The sequence below is a fragment of the Rhizobacter sp. P3_B12 genome, assembly GCF_056402895.1.
In genome coordinates this window covers 1-944 of the sequence record NZ_JBFUGN010001521.1, presented here as the reverse complement: position 1 = coordinate 944, position 944 = coordinate 1, and the positions used below count along the sequence as shown (strand labels likewise).

At 65.7% G+C, this 944-nt stretch carries 2 protein-coding genes; both read right to left on the bottom strand.

The window, feature by feature from the left end; translation table 11 throughout:
- A partial coding sequence (locus tag AC1D01_RS36585) for a DUF3391 domain-containing protein (protein WP_477874691.1) occupies nt 1–230 on the bottom strand: 230 nt, incomplete at its 3' end.
- Between the two features lie 164 nt (nt 231–394).
- On the bottom strand, nt 395–835 hold the full coding sequence (locus tag AC1D01_RS36580; RefSeq protein WP_047510267.1) for an Lrp/AsnC family transcriptional regulator: 441 nt from the start codon (nt 833–835) through the stop codon (nt 395–397).
- Nucleotides 836–944: the final 109 nt, after the last annotated feature.

The window sequence follows — 944 nt, the reverse complement described above, 5'->3', positions numbered from 1 at the left end:
GCCGGCGTCTCGGCCGGCGGCGTGGCAACGGGCGGCGGATCGCTCTTGTCCGGGCTCCAGCGCACGCGCGGCAACCCGAGGCTGCGGATCGTCGCGATCTGGTCCGGCGTCGTCAGCTTGAAGCTGCTGAGCGGGAACGGGTGCGCCATCCAGCCCACGTCGAGATGAACGAACATCCCGACGCGCAGTTCCTGGACATCGATGACCAATGGGGAGATGGCTTCTTTCATGCGAATGGCGGGCCGCCGGAGATCATGTGTTGCACGAGGGACGCGCTTGCGAGATTTTCGGCCGCGGGTGCCTTGACTTGAAGTTCATTATCCCGAGGGACACCCGTCCTCACACCTGCTAACTCTGACAGGAAATAGGGGTAGCGGGCTGTCGTCCGTGACTTTTACCGCTCTATTCGCGTCGACAGCACGATCGCCGACGTGGTGCGCTCGACGCCTTCGAGCGCGCCGATGCGGTCGATCAGCGCATCGAGCTCGCCGATCGACTGCGCCGCGACGATCGCGATCAGGTCGAACGGGCCGCTGACCGAGTGCAGCACGCGCACCTCGGCGATCTTGCGCAGCGCCGCCTCGATCGCGGCGCTCTGGCGTGGCGCCACCGTGATCAGCACATGGGCACGGACCAGTGCCGCCTCGAGTTCATCGGGCACCACGATCGTGTAGCCGGCGACGACGCGCTGGCGCTCCAGCCGCTCCAGCCGGCTCTGCACCGTGGTGCGCGACAAGGCCAGGCGCCGCGCCAGCTCGGCGGTGGAGGCGCGGGCGTTCTCGCGCAGCAGCGCGAGCAGCGCGTGATCGGTCTTGTCGAGGATGGTTTTGTGCATTTCGTCGGAGCGTATCGGCGATATGCCGGAATGTGCCCGTCGTTTCGTTGAATTTCAAGCTGCCTTTTGATCTGATGCTGCCGACAATCGCCGTCACTCCCCACAGCAC

Coding starts and splice junctions, on each gene's coding strand:
- AC1D01_RS36580 (WP_047510267.1), bottom strand. CDS start 835: ATGCACAAAACCATCCTCGACAAGACCGATCACGCGCTGCTCGCGCTG.